Below are 19,282 nucleotides of genomic sequence, written 5' to 3' on the forward strand. Positions count from 1 at the left end.
ACCCCTCTTTTTAATCAATTATTAAGTGTGGTCCACAATTCCGGAGCCTTCCAGTCGAAGTGATAATCGGATAATTCTATTGCTTAATTCACTGTTATTAAGAATATATTTAATAAAATCTTCTTATTATGACGCTCTCACGTAAAAATGACGTGATACCGTAAAATTAAGTAAAAGATAAGCAGAAATTAACGGTAATCTGTTAATTTAACGTCCTCTTTTTCTGTCTACAATAATAAGCACCTGCAACTCTGGAGATATACATGACAACAGCACACGAGGCGGTGAAAACCCGCCATAAGGAGACGTCTCTCATTTTCCCGGTGCTGGCCCTGGCCGTGCTGCTCTTCTGGGGAAGTAGTCAGTCGCTGCCAGTGGTCATCGGTATTAATTTGCTTGCCCTGGTGGGTATTCTGAGCAGCGCCTTTAGCGTTGTCCGCCATGCCGACGTGCTGGCCCACCGCCTGGGCGAACCCTACGGTTCCCTGATTTTAAGTCTTTCCGTCGTTATTCTTGAAGTGAGCCTTATTTCCGCCCTGATGGCGACCGGTGACGCCGCGCCAACGCTGATGCGCGATACGCTCTATTCCATCATTATGATTGTCACCGGCGGGCTGGTCGGCTTCTCGCTGCTGCTGGGCGGGCGCAAATTCGCCACCCAGTATCTGAACCTGTTTGGCATTAAGCAGTATCTGATCGCCCTCTTCCCGCTGGCGATTATCGTGCTGGTGTTCCCGATGGCACTGCCGGGGGCCAATTTTACTACCGGTCAGGCCCTGCTCGTGGCGCTGATTTCCGCGGCGATGTACGGCGTGTTTCTGCTCATCCAGACCAAAACGCACCAGAGCCTGTTCGTGTATGAGCATGAAGATGAGAGCGACGACGATGACCCGCATCACGGCAAGCCGTCCGCGCACAGCAGCCTGTGGCACACGGTCTGGCTGGTGGTGCATCTGATTGCGGTGATTGCGGTCACCAAGATGAATGCGAACCCGCTGGAAACCCTGCTGACCGAGATGAACGCGCCGGTGGCCTTTACCGGTTTCCTGGTGGCGCTGCTGATCCTCTCCCCGGAAGGGCTGGGGGCGTTGCGTGCGGTGCTGAACAATCAGGTGCAGCGTGCCATGAACCTGTTCTTTGGTTCAGTGCTGGCGACCATCTCCCTCACCGTGCCGGTTGTGACGCTGATCGCCTTCCTCACCGGGAACGAGCTGCAGTTCAGCCTCGGCGCACCGGAGATGATTGTGATGGTGGCGTCGCTGCTGCTGTGCCAGATTTCATTTTCAACAGGGCGCACCAATGTGCTCAACGGTGCGGCGCACATGGCGTTGTTTGCGGCGTATTTAATGACGATATTTGCGTAGCCTGACGCCCGGCGGCGCTGCGCTTGCACGGGCCTACGGGTTTTGTAGGCCGGGTAAGCGCAGCGCCACCCGGCAAAATCACCCATAAAAAAACCCGCCGAAGCGGGTTTTTTATTAGTTGCTGGTATCCAGCTCTTCAAAACTCTTAACCAGGTCGTCAATCGCTTTAATCTGCTTCAGGAACGGCTCCAGCTTATCCAGCGGCAGCGCGGATGGGCCGTCGCACTTGGCGTTGGCTGGATCCGGGTGCGCTTCAATGAACAGGCCCGCCAGACCGGTCGCCATACCGGCACGCGCCAGTTCAGTCACCTGAGCACGACGGCCGCCGGAGGCTGCGCCAAACGGGTCGCGGCACTGCAGGGCGTGGGTCACGTCGAAGATCACCGGCGACTGGTTGGAGACGTTTTTCATCACGCTGAAGCCCAGCATGTCGACCACCAGGTTGTCGTAACCGAAGTTAGCGCCACGGTCGCACAGAATAACTTTGTCGTTACCGCCTTCGATAAACTTATCGACGATGTTCCCCATCTGGCCTGGGCTCACGAACTGCGGTTTTTTCACGTTGATCACGGCACCGGTTTTCGCCATCGCTTCGACCAGGTCGGTCTGGCGGGCGAGGAACGCGGGCAGCTGGATCACGTCGACAACGTCAGCGACAGGCTGCGCCTGGCTGGCTTCATGGACGTCGGTGATCACTTTTACGCCAAATGTCTGCTTCAGCTCCTGGAAAATCTTCATCCCCTCTTCCAGGCCCGGGCCACGGTAAGAGTGAATGGAGGAGCGGTTGGCTTTGTCAAAAGAGGCTTTGAACACGTACGGAATGCCCAGCTTCTGGGTCACGGTCACGTAATGTTCGCAGATACGCATCGCGAGGTCGCGGGATTCCAGAACGTTCATGCCGCCGAACAGCACGAACGGCAGGTCGTTCGCCACGTTGATATCGCCAATGCTAACCACTTTTTGTTTCATAGGATCGCCTTATTCAGGGGTGAATCGGAATTAAGATTAATGCAGTGTAATCTGTTTGTGCGCGATGGAATTAATCTGCGCGCGGATCATTTCGCTGATCGGATCTTCCGGACACTGCTCAACAAAATAACTCAAATCATTCAGCGCAACGTGGTCGCACTCAAGCTGGACGTAGATCAGACCGCGGTCGCGGATCTCATACGGATCTTCCGGGTTAAACTGCAGCAGCACCTCACTGGCACGCAGCGCCATCTCCATCTGCCGCTCTTCCATCAGCGCCGACTTCAGGGTGTCCAGCAGCTTGCGGATCACCTCGGCGTTATCCGCTTCATCCAGATCTTCGTTGTACAGCTCCGCCATCGGACTGATGTTGCCCTTCAGCCAGACATCCAGCGTATGGTCGTCGAGGGTCTCGCCATTGAACGGGTTGATTAACCACATTTCACCGTCGAGCCACTCGGCGCGCAGCAGCATCTGCGTCGGGAAGATGACCGGCACCAGCGGGATATCCAGACGGTGCGCCACCCATAATAAAATCGCCCCCAGGGAGACGGCGCTGCCCTGACGGTTTTTCAGTACCTGATCGAGCCACAGCGCGTCGGAGAGGCGATACACGCCGCGCGTATCGCAAAAGCCCCACTCGCCATAGAAAAGCTCAATCAGTTTTTCCAGTTGCCAGTCCTGAGGGCGCGCCTGATTAATCTCTTCACGCGCCAGACTCACCAGCTGCTCCAGCTCGTCGTAGACGTACTGCGAAATGAAATCATCGCGGATCAACTCTGATACCTTAATCATCCCATCGCACAGCGGCACTTTGTTAAATTCGAAATCGGCCAAGGACCTCATGACTTACCCCAGTATCGGTATTCTTGTGGTGGCGAGTTTAATGATGATGTACAGCACCACCAGCCCCAGCAGAAAGGCAATAAACCCCACCTGCTGGCTGCGCGGACGATGACGCCCCAGCGCAATAAAACCCAAAACGATGTAGATGATAACGCCAAACAGCTTTTCAGTCAGCCATGAGCCTTCATCTGTAAATGGCAGATAGCCCGTTATCCACATCAGACCCGCGCCGGAAAGAAACAGCACGGTGTCGATGCAGTGCGGCAGCACCCTCACCCAGCGCGCGTTGATCAGGGCATTACTGCTGTAACGCCACCAGTAACGCAGCGCAAAAAAACTGACGGTCAGGGTGACTGCCGTCAGATGCAGGGTGATGAGTAGAGAAAAGCTATTCATGCCATTTGCCAAGGGTCAGGCGCTCATTACCGCCATAGTCGCGACAGGTTTCAACCTGGGTAAAACCGGCCTGCCGGAAGAGGTTACGCACCGGATCGCCCTGCGTCCAGCCATGTTCCAGCAGCAGCCAGCCGCCGCTCACCAGATGTTGACGAGACTGGATGATAATATGGCTGAGATCCGCAAGGCCCTGATCCGCTGCAACCAGCGCGCTGCGCGGTTCAAAACGCACGTCGCCCTCGCCGAGGTGCGGATCGCATTCATCAATATAGGGCGGGTTGCTGACGATGGTCTCAAACTGCTGGTCAGCGAGGGCCGCAAACCAGCTGCTCTGTCGCACCGTCACGTTTTTAAGTCCCAGACGCTCAAGGTTACGCTGTGCCAGCGCCACCGCGTCGGGCATCACGTCCACCGCCGTCACCTGACAGTCAGGCCGCTCGCTGGCCAGCGCCAGAGCGATAGCTCCGGTGCCGGTGCCTAAATCGAGAATACGCGCGGGCGCGGCGGGCAATCTGGCCAGCGCCTGCTCCACCAGACATTCGGTGTCGGGACGGGGGATCAGCGTGGCGGCAGAGACATACAGCGGCAGCGACCAGAACTCACGCTCGCCCACCAGGTGCGCCACCGGCTCGCCGGTTTTACGCCGGGCCAGGAGAGCCTCAAGCTGCGCCTGCTGATCGGCGGTGAGCTCGGTTTCACCAAAGGCGAGAAGATAGGTGCGTGCTTTGCCGGTCACGTGCTCCAGCAGGATCTCCGCATCGCGACGGGGGCTTTCGCCGCCCGCCAGCGTCGTTATCGCCTGCTGTAACCAGTGCTGAAAATCCATTAATCCTGCTCTGCCAGCGCCGCCAGCTGATCGGCCTGGTACTCCTGCACGATAGGCTCGATCAGCGAATCCAGTTTGCCTTCCATGGTCTCATCCAGACGATAGAGGGTCAGGTTGATGCGGTGATCGGTCACGCGCCCCTGCGGGAAGTTGTAGGTACGGTTACGATCGCTGCGATCGCCGCTGCCCAACAGGTTACGACGGGTTGAGGCTTCCGCCTGCTGGCGTTTTGCCATCTCTGCGGCATGGATACGCGCACCCAGCACCGACAGCGCTTTGGCCTTGTTTTTGTGCTGGGAACGTTCGTCCTGACACTCCACCACAATGCCGGTTGGCAGGTGGGTAATTCGGATCGCGGAGTCGGTGGTGTTAACGTGCTGACCACCCGCGCCGGACGAGCGGAAGGTATCGATGCGCAGATCCGCCGGGTTGATATCCGGCAGTTCGGCTTCCGGCAATTCGGGCATGACCGCTACGGTGCAGGCGGAAGTATGGATACGGCCCTGTGACTCGGTGGCCGGTACGCGCTGAACGCGATGACCACCGGACTCAAACTTCAGACGACCGTACACCCCGTCGCCGCTGATTTTGGCGATCACTTCTTTATAGCCGCCGTGCTCGCCTTCGTTGGCGCTCATGATCTCCACGCGCCAGCGACGCGACTCGGCGTAGCGGCTGTACATGCGGAACAGATCGCCGGCAAACAGGGCCGCTTCATCCCCGCCGGTGCCGGCGCGGACTTCGACAAAGGCGTTACGCTCATCGTCCGGATCTTTTGGCAGCAACAGCACCTGAAGCTGCTGCTCCATCTCTTCAGAGCGGACTTTCGCTTCCTGCAACTCTTCCTGCGCCATCTCGCGCATTTCCGGGTCGTCGAGCATCATCTGCGCGGTTTCGATATCTTCCTGAACCTGCTGCCAGTCGGTAAAGCAGCGCGAAACATCGCTTAACTGTGCATATTCGCGCGACAGGGCGCGGAAACGTTCCTGGTCGGCAATGGTCGCGGCATCGCCGAGCAACGCCTGAACTTCTTCATGGCGCTCGTGCAGCGCTTCCAGTTTGGCGACGATAGAGGGCTTCATAGGCGTAAGTGCACCTTTTAATTATAAAATGGGTATGGCGCGCTATTCCAGCCCGAGGCTGTCGCGCAGAATGTTCAGGCGTTCGTCGTCCCCGTCACGGGCAGCCTGTTGAAGTGATTTGGTTGGGGCATGGATCAGACGGTTGGTCAGTTTCCATGCCAGTTCCTGCATGATGACCTGCGGATCGCCGCCCTGTTCCAGGGCCGCCATCGCTTTGGCAGTGAGTTCATTACGAACCTGTTCCGCCTGACCGCGGTATTCGCGAATGGTCTCGCTGACGCTTTGCGCGCGCAGCCAGGCCATAAATTCGCTGGTTTCCTGCTCGACAATCGTTTCGGCCTGCACCGCCGCCGCTTTACGCTGGGCGAGGTTATGGGAAATGATGCTCTGCAGATCGTCCACGCTGTACAGATAGGCGTTCGCCAGCTTGCCGACTTCCGGTTCGACATCACGCGGTACGGCGATGTCCACCAGCAGCATCGGCTGGTTGCGGCGGGACTTAAGGGCGCGTTCTACCATGCCTTTGCCGATAATCGGCAGCGGGCTGGCGGTGGAGCTGATGATAATATCCGCCTCGTTCAGACGGGCGTCGATGTCGCTCAGGGCGATCACTTCCGCGCCCACCTCATCCGCCAGCGCCTGGGCGCGTTCACGGGTGCGGTTGGCGATAATCATCTTCTTCACTTTGTGCTCGCGCAGATGACGCGCGACCAGCTCGATGGTTTCACCCGCGCCGACCAGCAGCACGGAGACCGTCGAGAGGGATTCAAAGATTTGGCGCGCCAGAGTACAGGCGGCAAACGCAACGGAAACGGCACTGGCGCCAATGTCGGTTTCGGTTCGCACTCGCTTGGCGACGGAGAAGGATTTCTGGAACATGCGCTCCAGCTCGCTGGCCTTAAGATGGCCTTTTTGCGAGTCGGCAAAGGCTTTTTTAACCTGCCCCAGGATTTGCGGTTCACCCAGAACCAGCGAGTCAAGGCCGCTGGCCACGCGCATCAGGTGGCTGACCGCATCGTTATCCTGATGCCAGTACAGGCTGTTGCGCAGCTCTTCTTCGTTCAGATTGTGGTATTCGCATAGCCAGCGGATCAGCGCTTCGTGCAGGTTATCCTGCTCTTCCACGCTGAGATAGAGCTCAGTACGGTTGCACGTCGACAGCACCACGCCCCCCTGCACCATAGGCTGGGCAAGCAGACTTTCCAGCGCCTGGTCGAGCGTGTCCGGCGAAAACGTGACGCGTTCTCGCAGTGAAACCGGGGCCGTTTTGTGGTTAATACCGAGTGCTAAAAGGGTCATATGAGCGGGAGTAGTACCAGCGTTAATAAGGTTAGCAGGCCGCATCATACAGGATGCGCGAGATCAATAAAAGAGACTGCCCCCTTTCGGAGTAATAGGTTATTAGTTGTTATTAACGGTTAAATTCAAGTTTTAAGACAACTTGAGCGTAGACGCTGCCGCTACCGGGCGCTAGCATTAAGCGATATAACTGCCACGTATCTCAAGGATTTGTCCTCATTATGACCAGACTGATTCGCCTGCTGCCCCTCGCCGCGCTGGTGCTTACCGCATGTTCCATTACGCCGCCCAAAGGGCCAGGCAAAAGCCCCGACTCTCCGCAGTGGCGTCAGCACCAGCAGGAGGTGCGCGGTTTAAGCCAGTACCAGACCCGCGGTGCCTTTGCTTATCTGTCGGATCAGCAGAAAGTGTACGCCCGCTTCTTCTGGCAGCAGACCGGCCAGGATCGCTATCGCCTGCTGCTGCTCAATCCGGTGGGGAGCACCGAGATGGAGCTGATTGCTCAGCCAGGCAGCGCGCAAATCACCGACAATAAAGGGCAGAAATATACCGGCACCGATGCCGAAGAGATGATCGGCAAGCTGACCGGAATGCCTATTCCGATCACCAGCCTGCGCCAGTGGATCCTCGGCCTGCCGGGCGACGCCACCGATTACAAACTCGACGACCAGTATCGTCTGAGCGAAGTAAACTACAGCCAGAACGGCAAAAACTGGCACGTGGTTTACGGCGGCTACGACAGCAACACCAAACCGGCTCTGCCGTCCAGCCTGGAACTGACCGAAGGCGGCCAGCGCATCAAGCTGAAGATGGATAACTGGATTGTCAAATGATGACCCACTGGCCTTCACCGGCAAAACTGAACCTGTTTTTATACATCACCGGCCAGCGGGCTGACGGCTATCACACTCTGCAGACGCTGTTTCAGTTTGTCGACTATGGCGACACGATTTCGATTGAACTCCGTCAGGATGGGCAGATCCGTCTGCTCACCCCGGTGGAGGGCGTGGCAGATGAAGATAACCTGATCGTCCGCGCCGCCCGGCTGCTGATGGCTGCGGCGCAGCAGAGCGGACGCCTGCCTGCGGGCAGCGGCGCGGATATCAGCGTCGAGAAACGCCTGCCGATGGGCGGCGGGCTGGGCGGCGGGTCGTCAAATGCCGCCACCGTGCTGGTGGTGCTCAATCACCTGTGGGGCTGCGGACTTTCGGTGGATGAACTGGCCGCGCTCGGTCTGACGCTCGGAGCCGACGTGCCGGTGTTTGTCCGGGGGCATGCCGCCTTTGCCGAAGGGGTGGGCGAGATCCTCTCGCCAGCAGAACCTGCCGAAAAATGGTATCTGGTGGCCCACCCGGGGGTCAGCATCCCCACCCCGATTATCTTTAAGGATCCGGACCTTCCACGCGATACCCCGGCCCGGTCAATAGAAACGTTATTAAACTGTGAATTCAGCAACGATTGCGAGGTTATCGCAAGAAAACGTTTTCGCGAGGTTGATGTCGCGCTTTCCTGGCTGTTAGAATACGCGCCGTCGCGCCTGACTGGCACAGGAGCCTGTGTCTTTGCTGAATTTGATACGGAATCCGCCGCACGTCAGGTGCTCGAGCTGGCTCCAGAGTGGCTGCATGGTTTCGTAGCGCGTGGTATGAACATCTCCCCGCTACAGCAGGCCATTCTGGCGCAATCTGAGTTTCGGTGACAACGTCACCCTGTTCCAGACGTTGCATCGCGCTCTTTAATACACCGCCTGGATAGCGTTCGCCTGGCCCGCACAGTTTTCGGCGACACTATCCACCACTGGACGCATGCCTGAGGTTCTTCTCGTGCCTGATATGAAGCTTTTTGCTGGTAACGCCACCCCGGAACTAGCACAACGTATTGCCAACCGCCTGTACACTTCTCTTGGCGACGCCGCCGTAGGTCGCTTTAGCGATGGCGAAGTCAGCGTACAAATTAACGAAAATGTACGCGGTGGTGATATTTTCATCATCCAGTCCACCTGTGCTCCAACTAACGACAACCTGATGGAACTGGTTGTCATGGTCGATGCCCTGCGCCGTGCTTCCGCTGGCCGTATCACTGCTGTAATCCCTTACTTTGGCTATGCCCGTCAGGACCGTCGCGTCCGTTCCGCACGTGTGCCAATTACCGCAAAAGTTGTTGCTGACTTCCTCTCAAGCGTAGGCGTTGACCGTGTTCTGACGGTTGACCTGCATGCCGAGCAGATCCAGGGCTTCTTTGATGTTCCGGTTGATAACGTATTCGGCAGCCCAATCCTGCTGGAAGACATGCTGCAGCTGAACCTGGACAACCCGATTGTGGTTTCTCCGGACATCGGCGGCGTGGTTCGCGCTCGCGCTATCGCCAAACTGCTGAATGACACCGACATGGCGATCATCGACAAACGCCGTCCACGCGCTAACGTTTCTCAGGTGATGCACATCATCGGTGACGTCGCTGGCCGTGACTGCGTGCTGGTTGACGACATGATCGACACCGGCGGCACTCTGTGCAAAGCCGCCGAAGCGCTGAAAGAGCGTGGTGCTAAACGCGTGTTCGCCTACGCAACTCACCCGATCTTCTCCGGCAATGCTGTAAACAACCTGCGCAACTCCGTCATTGACGAAGTTGTCGTCTGCGACACCATCCCACTGAGCGACGAAATCAAAGCGCTGCCAAACGTGCGTACTTTGACCCTGTCCGGGATGCTGGCCGAAGCGATTCGTCGTATCAGCAACGAAGAATCCATCTCTGCGATGTTCGAACACTAATCGGCCGCAGTCTGAAAACCCGCTACGGCGGGTTTTTTTGTCTGTAGCATTTATTTGTATGATTAATGCCTCCTTCACCTGCCATTGAAATGACAGATGATGCGCAACTGGATAATGATTGTGAAAAACGCTTCCTCTCATGTTCTTCCCTTCCGCGCCCTCATCGACGCCTGCTGGAAAGAGAAATACACCCTGTCGCGGTTTACCCGTGACCTGATCGCCGGGATTACGGTCGGCATTATTGCCATTCCGCTGGCGATGGCGCTGGCTATTGGCAGCGGCGTGGCGCCGCAGTATGGCCTGTACACCGCCGCCGTTGCCGGGATTGTCATTGCCCTGACCGGCGGGTCACGCTTTAGCGTCTCCGGGCCGACCGCAGCCTTTGTGGTGATCCTCTATCCGGTTTCTCAGCAGTTCGGCCTTGCCGGGTTGCTGGTGGCGACCCTGATGTCCGGGGTATTTTTGATTCTGTTCGGCCTGGCGCGCTTTGGCAGGCTGATTGAGTACATCCCGCTTTCCGTCACCCTCGGCTTTACCTCCGGGATCGGCATTACCATCGGGACCATGCAGATCAAGGATTTCCTTGGCCTGCAGATGGCCCACGTACCGGAACACTACCTGCAAAAAGTGGGGGCGCTGGTGATGGCGCTGCCGACCGCCAACCCCGGCGATGCCGCGATCGGCGTGGTGACGCTGGGCACGCTGATCCTCTGGCCACGGCTGGGTATCCGCCTGCCGGGCCACCTGCCCGCCCTGCTGCTGGGCTGCGCGGTGATGGGGGTGGTCAATCTGCTGGGCGGCCATGTCGCGACGATTGGCTCACAGTTCCACTATGTTCTGGCCGATGGTTCGCAGGGTAATGGCATTCCGCAGCTTCTGCCCCAACTGGTACTGCCGTGGGACATGCCCGGCTCCAGCTTCACCTTAAGCTGGGACTCACTTCGCGCCCTGCTGCCTGCCGCTTTTTCTATGGCGATGCTGGGGGCGATTGAGTCCCTGCTCTGCGCGGTGGTGCTGGACGGGATGACCGGCACCAAACATAAAGCCAACAGCGAACTGGTCGGTCAGGGGCTGGGCAACCTTATCGCGCCGTTCTTCGGCGGGATCACCGCCACGGCGGCCATCGCCCGCTCGGCAGCCAACGTGCGTGCGGGTGCCACCTCGCCGGTCTCGGCGGTTATCCACTCGATACTGGTGATCCTCGCCCTGCTGGTGCTGGCGCCGCTGCTCTCCTGGCTGCCGCTCTCCGCCATGGCCGCCCTGCTGCTGATGGTGGCATGGAACATGAGCGAGGCGCATAAAGTGGTCAACCTGCTCCGCCGCGCGCCGAAGGACGACATCATCGTGATGCTGATCTGCATGTCGCTGACGGTGCTGTTTGATATGGTGATTGCGATAAGCGTCGGGATTGTACTGGCATCGCTGCTGTTTATGCGCCGTATCGCCCGCATGACCCGTCTGGCGACGGTGAACGTTACGGTGCCGGATGACGTGCTGGTGCTGCGGGTGATCGGCCCGCTGTTCTTTGCCGCCGCCGAAGGGCTGTTCAGCGAACTGGAGTCGCGCATCGCGGGCAAACGCATCGTGGTGCTGAAATGGGACGCGGTGCCGGTACTGGATGCCGGCGGGCTGGACGCCTTCCAGCGTTTTGTGCAACGTCTGCCGGAAGGCTGCGAACTGCGGGTCACCAATCTCGAGTTCCAGCCCCTGCGCACGATGGCGCGCGCAGGGGTTCAACCCATTGCGGGTCGTCTGGCGTTCTATCCGGATCGCGACGCTGCGTTAGCGGATCTGTGACATCCTCCGCTGCATCATGATCCCGATCGCCTGCTGGAGCCACTCAAGCACGGCAGGCGTCATCCAGGTTCCCTTCATCAGATGCGGCTCCTGCTGCATCGCAAAGCGGAATTTTTGCTGAGTAACTGGATGCGTCCCGGCGTAAGACTGGAACAGCTCCAGCCAGTTTTCTGCCAGCCGCTGGGCTTCCGGGCTATCTGCACTCACGCCGTCCCGGCTCGCCTGATGCAGTTTTGCCACCAGCGCCGGCCACTCCATCATGCGATCAAAATAGTGCGCGCGGGTAAACGCCATCTCCTCGGGTGTCAGGTAGCGCGCCCAGATTGCCAGCTTGCTCTCGGCAAACGCCCGGGTGATGAAATCCAGAATTTCAGCGTTGATCCCCGTCTGCTCGCGCATCTGTGGCTCCACGCTGTGCATCTCATTCAGCCGGGTCAGGAAGGCCGGATTGCTCGCGGTATCCTGCTCAAGCTGCGTCATCCAGCGCGTCGCCAGATCGGTGGCGCGCGGGTCGGCAACGTCCACCTTTTCCGCCAGCAGGCTTTGCACTTCCGCCACCAGCCCGGCCCAGATCCCGGCCAGGGCGTCACTCTGCTGCGCAAAGGGTAATGCCTGTAACTCTTCTTTACTGAACCAGCGATCGTACATCGTCATTAACTCCAGCGTCTGTAACCAGGATTCCAGATCGGGCTCTGCCCCTGCGGCCATCGCGCCACGCAGGCCCATCAGCTGTTCGCGCAGCGTCTGTATGCCGCGCAGCTGTTTATCCAGCAGGGCGATTTGCACACTCAGTACGTCCACCATGGAGCGGGGATCCCGATCGAGAATCTCTTTGATTTCGGCAAGTTCCAGCCCCGCTTTGGCCAGCACCTGGATTCGGTGCAGCCGCTGTACATCCGCGAGGGTATAAAGACGGTAACCTGCCGCACTTCTGGCGGAGGGAAGCAGCAAGCCGGTTTGCTCATAGTGGTGCAACGTGCGAACGGTGATCCCCGCTCTCTTCGCCAACAGGCCAACCTGGATTAACATTGCTGCTCCTTTTATCTCGCCATCACGGTCACTCTGGGGGCTTACGTTACGTGAGGGTCAAGGAAAAAGGCAAAAAAAAACGGCTTCCGAAGAAACCGCTTTTCGCGCTGTCGCAGGTTAACTGTGCTTATGCTGATCGCGACGGCAGCGTTTATCGTAGTGGCGCACCCACCAGTATCTGTCGCAAACCTGCTCGTGGCCGCTGACGCGAGCCCCCGCGAGCCACAGCACCGCACCCAGGAAGATGCTGAGCACCGCGCCATGCGCGAAGTATTGCGGCAGGTCAAGTTGCGGAAGCTGGTTTAAAATGGAATAACCGACGCCGACAACCATGACGACTAATCCCAACCCCATCAGCACGTTACCGAGTAGCGAAGCGTTTTTGCGTTTCATATGTCACCTCCGGAACTTTGGGTTGTCAGGGAATAATCTCCCCAATCCTTGTGTGTAAAGTATAGACAACACCCTTTTTGCGGAGTGCGTGAGCGATCACAAATACGTACTTCAGTGCAACAAAACTTTACAAATAAGCCTTTGAGTAGCATGAAATTCTAATGGTTCAAAGGCGGTATTATTCAGCTTTTACGCGTCGGCACGCAGAATTTTGTCAACCGACGCGGCAGACAGTACACTACGCGCCAGTCTTAGCACTTTCAGGAACAAAAACGTGACGATTAAACTGATTGTCGGCCTGGCCAACCCCGGCGCGGAATATGCGGCCACCCGCCATAATGCGGGCGCATGGTATGTCGATCTGTTGGCCGAGCGGTTGCGCGCTCCCCTGCGTGAAGAACCTAAATTCTACGGGTTTACCTCACGCATTAACCTGGCCGGAGCCGATGTGCGTCTGCTGGTGCCGACCACGTTTATGAATTTAAGCGGTAAGGCCGTTGCCGCGATGGCGACCTTTTATCGCATCAACCCGGATGAAATCCTGGTAGCGCACGACGAACTGGATCTGCCGCCGGGCGTGGCTAAATTCAAACTGGGCGGCGGCCACGGTGGGCATAACGGCCTGAAAGACATCATCAGCAAACTGGGCAATAACCCCAACTTCCACCGCTTACGCGTGGGTATTGGCCATCCGGGCGATAAAAACAAAGTTGTCGGTTTTGTCCTCGGTAAACCCCCGGTTTCCGAGCAGAAACTGATCGACGAAGCGGTAGACGAAGCGGCGCGTTGCACCGAGATCTGGCTGCAGGATGGCTTAACCAAAGCCACTAACCGTCTTCACGCTTTCAAAGCGCAATAACCGGCGCGAAACGCCTTTTTTGCCCCGCAGGCTGCGGCTTACGTGTATAATAGGCGTAGTTTTTTACTTTTCTTCGACTCGTTAATGTTAACGCGTTGAATATCAAGATATTAAGGTGATTCAGAAATGGGATTCAAATGCGGTATCGTTGGTCTGCCTAACGTTGGCAAATCCACCCTGTTTAACGCGCTGACTAAAGCGGGCATCGAAGCGGCGAACTTCCCGTTCTGTACCATCGAGCCAAACACCGGTGTCGTACCCATGCCCGATCCGCGTCTGGATCAGCTTGCCGAGATCGTAAAACCGCAGCGTATTCTGCCGACCACCATGGAGTTTGTGGACATCGCAGGCCTGGTAAAAGGCGCATCCAAAGGTGAAGGCCTGGGTAACCAGTTCCTGACCAACATCCGTGAAACCGAAGCGATCGGCCACGTTGTGCGCTGCTTCGAGAACGACAACATCATCCACGTGAACAACAAAGTGGATCCGGCTGACGATATTGAAGTTATCAACACCGAGCTGGCGCTGTCTGACCTCGACACCTGCGAGCGCGCGCTGCACCGCGTGCAGAAGAAAGCCAAAGGCGGCGATAAAGACGCGAAAGCTGAACAGGCTGCGCTGGAAAAATGTCTGCCACAGCTCGAAAACGCAGGCATGCTGCGCGCGCTGAAAAACCTGACTGAAGAAGACAAAGCGGCGATCAAATACCTGAGCTTCCTGACCCTGAAGCCAACCATGTATATCGCCAACGTCAACGAAGACGGTTTTGAAAACAACCCATACCTCGACAAAGTACGCGAAATCGCGGCGGCGGAAGGTTCTGTTGTGGTGGCAGTGTGTGCTGCTGTCGAGTCTGATATTGCCGAACTGGACGATGCCGACCGTGAAGAGTTCATGGCCGAACTGGGTCTGGAAGAGCCGGGCCTGAACCGTGTGATCCGCGCCGGTTATGAGCTGCTGAACCTGCAGACCTACTTCACCGCGGGCGTAAAAGAAGTGCGTGCATGGACCATCCCTGTCGGTGCGACCGCTCCACAGGCTGCGGGCAAGATCCACACCGACTTTGAGAAAGGCTTTATCCGTGCCCAGACTATCGCGTTTGAAGACTTCATCACCTACAAAGGTGAGCAAGGCGCGAAAGAAGCCGGCAAGATGCGTGCAGAAGGGAAAGACTACATCGTTAAAGATGGCGATGTGATGAACTTCCTGTTTAACGTCTAAATAAAATTTGTTGTCTCGTGAGGTTTCATCGAATCTCATGAAAATCACAAAACCCTACAAAATCCACGCAACTGCGTGGATTTTTCATTTCACAATGTCTCAACACATCTCGTAACAACGCTGTCAAAAATGAGTACATGGATGAGTACAACATTCTTCCATCTTCATTTTAAGTGAGTACAATAACGGTATAATAAATAAACAAGGCCCCGTTATGCTCACCGATACACAATGCCGCACTGCCAAGCCGAAAGAAAAACTTTATCGACTTAATGATTTCAACGGTCTCTACCTGGAAGTTAAACCCAATGGCAAAAAGGCCTGGCGTTATCGGTTTAAACTCAACGGTAAATCCAGCATGTTTGCACTAGGTGAGTACCCGACGGTCAAACTTGCCGAAGCCCGCGAGAAATGCGAGCAAGCGCGAAAGCAGGTCGCGGATGGAGTTAGCCCAACACAGGCTCGTCAGTTAGATAAGATTCGCAAGGTCAACGACGCATCCAACACCTTTGAGCTGATCGCCAAAGAGTGGTTGCAGATGAAAGACTGGGCCGAAATTACCAAAACGCGGCGACTGGATATGCTTGAACGTGTGGTTTTTCCCGCAATCGGTAAGCTCCCGGTCAGAGAGATCACCCCACACCACATTCTCAAAATTCTTCAAGAAACTGCTAAACGAGGAGCACCGACAGTTGCCGCTGAAGCGCGTCGAACAATTTCATCAGTTTTCGAGTTGGCAGTAGCGACACTTAGAGCTGATAGTGATCCTGTCTGGCCCGTGCGCAAGGCTCTTCCGGCCAATAAGACACAGCACAAACAAGCACTGAATCCTCAGCAAATCGGAAAGTTATTAAGCTGTTTTGACAATAGTCGTGGCTCGTACCAAGTTAACTATTGCATGTGGCTTATGTGGTGGACATTGGCGCGTCCTGCAGAAACCACCGAAGCAGAATGGTCAGAATTCGATCTTGATAACGCCCTGTGGACTATTCCAGCAGCACGGATGAAAGCCCGAAGAGAACACGCTATTCCCCTGCCCTCTCAAGCTGTCAAAACTCTTAGAACGCTACAAGGATTAACCGGACGTCGGCAGCACCTTTTCCCGGGCAGGGATAATCCGAAAGGTCCAATGACATCACATTCCCTGCGCCAGCTACTTAAAAGCTTCGGCTGGAGTGGTACTTATAGCCCACATGCAACCCGAACCACAGGGAGTACCCGCTTAAACGAAATGGGCTATCGGCCTGATGCTATTGAGGCCCAACTTGCACACGCTGATACCAACAATGTTCGTCGCACATACAACCATGCAACTTACCTTGATGAGCGTAAAGTGATGATGCAGGAATGGGCTGATAAATTGGACGAATGGGTAGACATAGACAAAAAGTTTCATATTAATAAACAATGAAAATTACACAATATCGTCCATTTGCACTTTACTGTAAAAAGAGAGGCACTGACGTTGATCAAAAGTGCCTCGACAAAAACCGCTTATTTTATATTAAAGTTCAGGGGCATATTCTCTTATATAGCCAATGAATTTTATTGACATTTCATTAATTTCCTTGAAACCCTGTGTATTCTTAAACTGTGCCGAATACCTTTCAATGATAATGAGTCGATCCTTAATTATAAGCAACATTCCTTTTGGCACTTGAAAGTCAGCCTCTGCATATTTAAGCCCTGTTTCAAGATTATCTCGCCCCGCGATATAACTTTGCAACCGTTGTTTAAAAACACTAACAGTATTATTTAGTTCCTGCCTAAGAATTTCAAACAGCTCATTTTTATCTCCACCAGATGCAAATTCAACATTTAATTTGAATAATGTGTAATCATACCTGTAGGGATTGCGCTCTCTATCTATATTTATGTGGGCAAGATAGCCAGAAGCATACATAGCCTCGGTAAGCTCATCGTCAAGCCCTGGTACATCTTTATTTTGATATAATGCCCAACTAATATCATTTAGAGTAGTGATAACTACTTCACCATGGGGAGAACCTACCATTCTAATACCATGGTTTCTGAAAATATCCATTGCCCTGTTAATAAAATTAACAGTATTACCAGTGTGCTCTGTGTGAGGAGTTAATTCCAGCGCATGCCGGACTTCAGCTTCTGAAGCAGGATTGACTGCCCCCTTGACTTCGTGCAATAAGTCGTCATTATTTTCAATATCTGCTGGCGAACAAAAGTTAATATCATCGACAAGATTTATGCCACCTTCTTTATAGCACTGTGCTACTAAGCGAGAGCAAAACTGTTTTCTGCTATTTTCAGAAAATTGCTTTAAAAAATGTGGTCCTTTTACCGATAGCGCTTCGGATATGGAGTACTGGCTTCCGACAAGATAACGAGCATGTCTGCATATCTTTTCTATTACTTCAGGTTCAGGTGTTTTTTTAAGCCTCAACACCAAAAAATCGTTTATTTCACGCACTGTTGAACGATTAGGAATTCGGCTAAACACTCCCCCTGCTCGCGTTGCCTCAATGATAGTGCCACCAACGCATATCATTGCGTGAGAATATCGACTACCGGTCTGTTCACAAATCTTTTCTGAATACCATTCGTACCCCCTCTCAAGAATGATATCGCCCGGCTGCAGATAATCTACATTTAGAATGAAATGTGGCCCTGTATAGTTATCTGAGTCATTTACTTTATCCATCATGATAATTCATTCCTTTAATTTAATAAATACATTAAACATTCCCTACCAAGAGATAGTATTACCATACACTGGTATCTATAAGACATAAATATTAATGTTTTTTTTTCAATTCAAGATAAGGATGGCTCCAACATATCTCACGGTTGGTCACAAGCCCGTCATGCTCAATCGAGCCGCATACCCCTGGATTAGCCACCACTGCTTCATACACCGCCTTACTTTCAATACCCTGAATCATATGCGAAAGAACACACCCACGAACACTCGCAGTGATCTTGCCCGGTTTAACCATAAAAGACTGACGAACGGCATTACGTATGGCCCAGCCACGACCGGGGCAATTAACATGCTCATCAAGATAACGCGACACCAACGCGTTAAGCGCCCTTCTCACGGGCCGAACAAACTCAATCCACTCATCAGCCACACACACCGCTTCACTGTAGCCATACAAATCACAAAGCTTACGAAACGCAGCGCTGTCCTTGTGCTTACGAAACTCTCCGAGTGAATAAATCCGAGTATAGATAAGCAACTTAGCAGCCTTTTGATCAACGTTGAACCGACGCATAACCTTCTTCTTGGTGATCTTTGCCAGCCGCTTACATTTGATGCCGTATCGCTCCAGTTCATGTTTCAGAATATTCAGTTGGCTGCTTTTGATATCGTAGTTAATACCCACAACAACTTCCCATTTGATCGCGGCCTTTAACGCCTGAAAGCCGCCATTCTTCTCAAATGAGCGCGTTCCCCGCTCTGCCAGTTTGTATTCAGGGAAGTATTCAACCACCAAAGGAACGCTTGAAACCATCTTGCAACCACGCTCAGCCAGATGCTGGAGGAAGTGCGACTTCAGAGCAGCCTCCCTTTCATTTTCAGGAACGTAGGCCTGTAGCTTATCAAGGTTGATACGCAACGCCCCCATGTTGAGATACACCTGACGCATATATTGCTGGGTTTCACGGGATACGTGACGCGTAGCATGGCGGGGCTTATTAAAGTGCGATAACGCTTTGTGGATCAGTTGTTCCTCCGTCATGATCTTTTGGTTATGAACACGCTTACCCACAGACAGATAAATGTAACGGTCATCGCGCTGCCTGTAATCATCAGGCGAGCTTTCAAACCAGCGTTTGAGGTATGCCTTGGACAAAGCAAAAGTACGGCTTTTCCCATTCCCATAAGAGTATTTTTTAATATCTATAATTCCTGCATCTTTCAGCAACTCTAACGCCCTGTCACAACACAGGTATTTATCCTGTTTAAAGACAAACGGTAATTCCTTTTTACCCAGCTCATTATATATTGGCGAGTATTGCGTCCATGGATTATTCTCTGGGGTGTCTTTAGCATAAAGGAAGTTATTACAAATCAGATGCTGCAAAAACCGTTGGATATCCAGATAGTATGACGGAGACTGGCGACCATCTTTCCCAATGAAAGGTATGTTATGTACATCCTCAATGAACTTATTATAAGTATCAAGTGTAACCAGAATGCCACGTTTAATAATATAACCCACATAACACCTCGTGATTGAAAGTTGCATAACACAAGAAACACAGTTGTTTTTACAACATCAATTACGAATACCTTAATGAAGGCCAATTTTTTTCATATCACTCATTCACTCATCACACTCACGCTCTTCTCGCTCTATTTCCGCTGCTGCTGATTATCACTATTAATATGGCAGTGACATACATATACTATATAGTGAGTAATATAGAGTTATACCTGATAATTACCT

The 19,282-nt window shown here is 54.1% G+C and carries 18 protein-coding genes; 8 read left to right on the forward strand and 10 right to left on the reverse strand.

Features of this window, described 5'->3' with window-relative positions; genetic code table 11:
- Positions 1-263 precede the first annotated feature (263 nt).
- Entirely contained in the window at positions 264-1,364 is a 1,101-nt protein-coding gene (gene chaA / locus FFB58_RS05280) for a sodium-potassium/proton antiporter ChaA (protein WP_039030712.1), read from the forward strand.
- A 114-nt stretch (positions 1,365-1,478) separates the two neighbouring features.
- Here chaA and kdsA read toward each other — a convergent pair whose 3' ends face one another.
- From kdsA to hemA, 6 genes are read right to left on the reverse strand one after another with little or no spacing between them, the layout of a single operon-like run.
- Entirely contained in the window at positions 1,479-2,333 is an 855-nt protein-coding gene (gene kdsA, locus FFB58_RS05285; RefSeq protein WP_039030713.1) for a 3-deoxy-8-phosphooctulonate synthase, read from the reverse strand.
- A 36-nt stretch (positions 2,334-2,369) separates the two neighbouring features.
- Positions 2,370-3,179: an invasion regulator SirB1 gene (gene sirB1, locus FFB58_RS05290; protein WP_138369265.1), complete on the reverse strand. Its 810-nt coding sequence runs from the start codon at positions 3,177-3,179 to the stop codon at positions 2,370-2,372.
- Positions 3,180-3,182: 3 nt separating this feature from the next.
- Positions 3,183-3,575 (reverse strand): invasion regulator SirB2, encoded by a 393-nt coding sequence (sirB2, locus tag FFB58_RS05295; RefSeq protein WP_039030715.1) that lies wholly within the window; start codon positions 3,573-3,575, stop codon positions 3,183-3,185.
- Positions 3,568-4,401, reverse strand: coding sequence for a peptide chain release factor N(5)-glutamine methyltransferase (prmC, locus tag FFB58_RS05300; protein WP_138369266.1), 834 nt, complete (start codon positions 4,399-4,401; stop codon positions 3,568-3,570). The genes sirB2 and prmC overlap by 8 nt, the downstream gene beginning before the upstream one ends.
- Positions 4,401-5,483, reverse strand: a complete 1,083-nt coding sequence (gene prfA / locus FFB58_RS05305) for a peptide chain release factor 1 (protein WP_138369267.1) — start codon at positions 5,481-5,483, stop codon at positions 4,401-4,403. The genes prmC and prfA overlap by 1 nt, the downstream gene beginning before the upstream one ends.
- Before the next feature lie 42 nt (positions 5,484-5,525).
- On the reverse strand, positions 5,526-6,782 hold the full coding sequence (gene hemA, locus FFB58_RS05310) for a glutamyl-tRNA reductase (protein WP_039030718.1): 1,257 nt from the start codon (positions 6,780-6,782) through the stop codon (positions 5,526-5,528).
- A 221-nt stretch (positions 6,783-7,003) separates the two neighbouring features.
- Here hemA and lolB point away from each other — a divergent pair, with 221 nt between their 5' ends.
- The 4 genes from lolB to dauA all read left to right on the forward strand — a co-directional run bounded on the left by lolB (position 7,004) and on the right by dauA (position 11,350).
- Complete coding sequence (lolB, locus tag FFB58_RS05315) at positions 7,004-7,615, forward strand: lipoprotein insertase outer membrane protein LolB (RefSeq protein ID WP_039030719.1); 612 nt, start codon at positions 7,004-7,006, stop codon at positions 7,613-7,615.
- The gene (gene ispE / locus FFB58_RS05320) at positions 7,612-8,481 is read left to right on the forward strand and encodes a 4-(cytidine 5'-diphospho)-2-C-methyl-D-erythritol kinase (protein ID WP_138369268.1); all 870 of its coding nucleotides are present in this window, start codon (positions 7,612-7,614) and stop codon (positions 8,479-8,481) included. The genes lolB and ispE overlap by 4 nt, the downstream gene beginning before the upstream one ends.
- A 124-nt stretch (positions 8,482-8,605) precedes the next feature.
- Positions 8,606-9,553, forward strand: coding sequence for a ribose-phosphate diphosphokinase (gene prs / locus FFB58_RS05325; RefSeq protein ID WP_003856663.1), 948 nt, complete (start codon positions 8,606-8,608; stop codon positions 9,551-9,553).
- A gap of 120 nt (positions 9,554-9,673) precedes the next feature.
- Positions 9,674-11,350, forward strand: a complete 1,677-nt coding sequence (dauA, locus tag FFB58_RS05330) for a C4-dicarboxylic acid transporter DauA (protein WP_171029934.1) — start codon at positions 9,674-9,676, stop codon at positions 11,348-11,350.
- Here dauA and FFB58_RS05335 read toward each other — a convergent pair.
- Positions 11,336-12,379: a MerR family transcriptional regulator gene (locus FFB58_RS05335; RefSeq protein ID WP_138369269.1), complete on the reverse strand. Its 1,044-nt coding sequence runs from the start codon at positions 12,377-12,379 to the stop codon at positions 11,336-11,338. The two genes, dauA and FFB58_RS05335, sit on opposite strands and share 15 nt — an antisense overlap.
- A gap of 117 nt (positions 12,380-12,496) precedes the next feature.
- Positions 12,497-12,772 (reverse strand): stress-induced protein YchH, encoded by a 276-nt coding sequence (ychH, locus tag FFB58_RS05340; RefSeq protein ID WP_039030722.1) that lies wholly within the window; start codon positions 12,770-12,772, stop codon positions 12,497-12,499.
- A 274-nt stretch (positions 12,773-13,046) separates the two neighbouring features.
- On the opposite strand from ychH, the gene pth reads away from it, so the two are divergent.
- The 3 genes from pth to FFB58_RS05355 all read left to right on the forward strand — a co-directional run bounded on the left by pth (position 13,047) and on the right by FFB58_RS05355 (position 16,263).
- A complete protein-coding gene (pth, locus tag FFB58_RS05345; RefSeq protein ID WP_039030723.1) occupies positions 13,047-13,631 on the forward strand; it encodes an aminoacyl-tRNA hydrolase in 585 nt (194 codons plus the stop codon).
- Between the two features lie 126 nt (positions 13,632-13,757).
- A complete protein-coding gene (gene ychF / locus FFB58_RS05350) occupies positions 13,758-14,852 on the forward strand; it encodes a redox-regulated ATPase YchF (protein ID WP_032611353.1) in 1,095 nt (364 codons plus the stop codon).
- A gap of 214 nt (positions 14,853-15,066) precedes the next feature.
- Positions 15,067-16,263 carry an integrase arm-type DNA-binding domain-containing protein gene (locus tag FFB58_RS05355; protein ID WP_138369270.1) on the forward strand — a complete coding sequence of 399 codons (1,197 nt, stop codon included), beginning with the start codon at positions 15,067-15,069 and terminating at the stop codon, positions 16,261-16,263.
- Between the two features lie 93 nt (positions 16,264-16,356).
- On the opposite strand, the gene FFB58_RS05360 is transcribed toward FFB58_RS05355, so the two are convergent.
- Positions 16,357-17,532: a YiiX/YebB-like N1pC/P60 family cysteine hydrolase gene (locus FFB58_RS05360; RefSeq protein ID WP_138369271.1), complete on the reverse strand. Its 1,176-nt coding sequence runs from the start codon at positions 17,530-17,532 to the stop codon at positions 16,357-16,359.
- 91 nt (positions 17,533-17,623) lie between these two features.
- Positions 17,624-19,054, reverse strand: a complete 1,431-nt coding sequence (locus FFB58_RS23020; RefSeq protein WP_286172539.1) for a hypothetical protein — start codon at positions 19,052-19,054, stop codon at positions 17,624-17,626.
- Positions 19,055-19,282 lie beyond the last annotated feature (228 nt).

It is taken from the genome of Enterobacter sp. MF024, assembly GCF_005843915.1.
Taxonomy (GTDB): Bacteria; Pseudomonadota; Gammaproteobacteria; order Enterobacterales; family Enterobacteriaceae; genus Enterobacter; species Enterobacter barmai.

Coding starts and splice junctions, on each gene's coding strand:
- lolB (WP_039030719.1), top strand. CDS start 7,004: ATGACCAGACTGATTCGCCTGCTGCCCCTCGCCGCGCTGGTGCTTACC.
- FFB58_RS05355 (WP_138369270.1), top strand. CDS start 15,067: ATGCTCACCGATACACAATGCCGCACTGCCAAGCCGAAAGAAAAACTT.
- FFB58_RS05360 (WP_138369271.1), bottom strand. CDS start 17,532: ATGATGGATAAAGTAAATGACTCAGATAACTATACAGGGCCACATTTC.
- sirB1 (WP_138369265.1), bottom strand. CDS start 3,179: ATGAGGTCCTTGGCCGATTTCGAATTTAACAAAGTGCCGCTGTGCGAT.
- prfA (WP_138369267.1), bottom strand. CDS start 5,483: ATGAAGCCCTCTATCGTCGCCAAACTGGAAGCGCTGCACGAGCGCCAT.
- chaA (WP_039030712.1), top strand. CDS start 264: ATGACAACAGCACACGAGGCGGTGAAAACCCGCCATAAGGAGACGTCT.
- ychF (WP_032611353.1), top strand. CDS start 13,758: ATGGGATTCAAATGCGGTATCGTTGGTCTGCCTAACGTTGGCAAATCC.
- ychH (WP_039030722.1), bottom strand. CDS start 12,772: ATGAAACGCAAAAACGCTTCGCTACTCGGTAACGTGCTGATGGGGTTG.
- prmC (WP_138369266.1), bottom strand. CDS start 4,401: ATGGATTTTCAGCACTGGTTACAGCAGGCGATAACGACGCTGGCGGGC.
- ispE (WP_138369268.1), top strand. CDS start 7,612: ATGATGACCCACTGGCCTTCACCGGCAAAACTGAACCTGTTTTTATAC.
- sirB2 (WP_039030715.1), bottom strand. CDS start 3,575: ATGAATAGCTTTTCTCTACTCATCACCCTGCATCTGACGGCAGTCACC.
- FFB58_RS05335 (WP_138369269.1), bottom strand. CDS start 12,379: ATGTTAATCCAGGTTGGCCTGTTGGCGAAGAGAGCGGGGATCACCGTT.
- kdsA (WP_039030713.1), bottom strand. CDS start 2,333: ATGAAACAAAAAGTGGTTAGCATTGGCGATATCAACGTGGCGAACGAC.
- hemA (WP_039030718.1), bottom strand. CDS start 6,782: ATGACCCTTTTAGCACTCGGTATTAACCACAAAACGGCCCCGGTTTCA.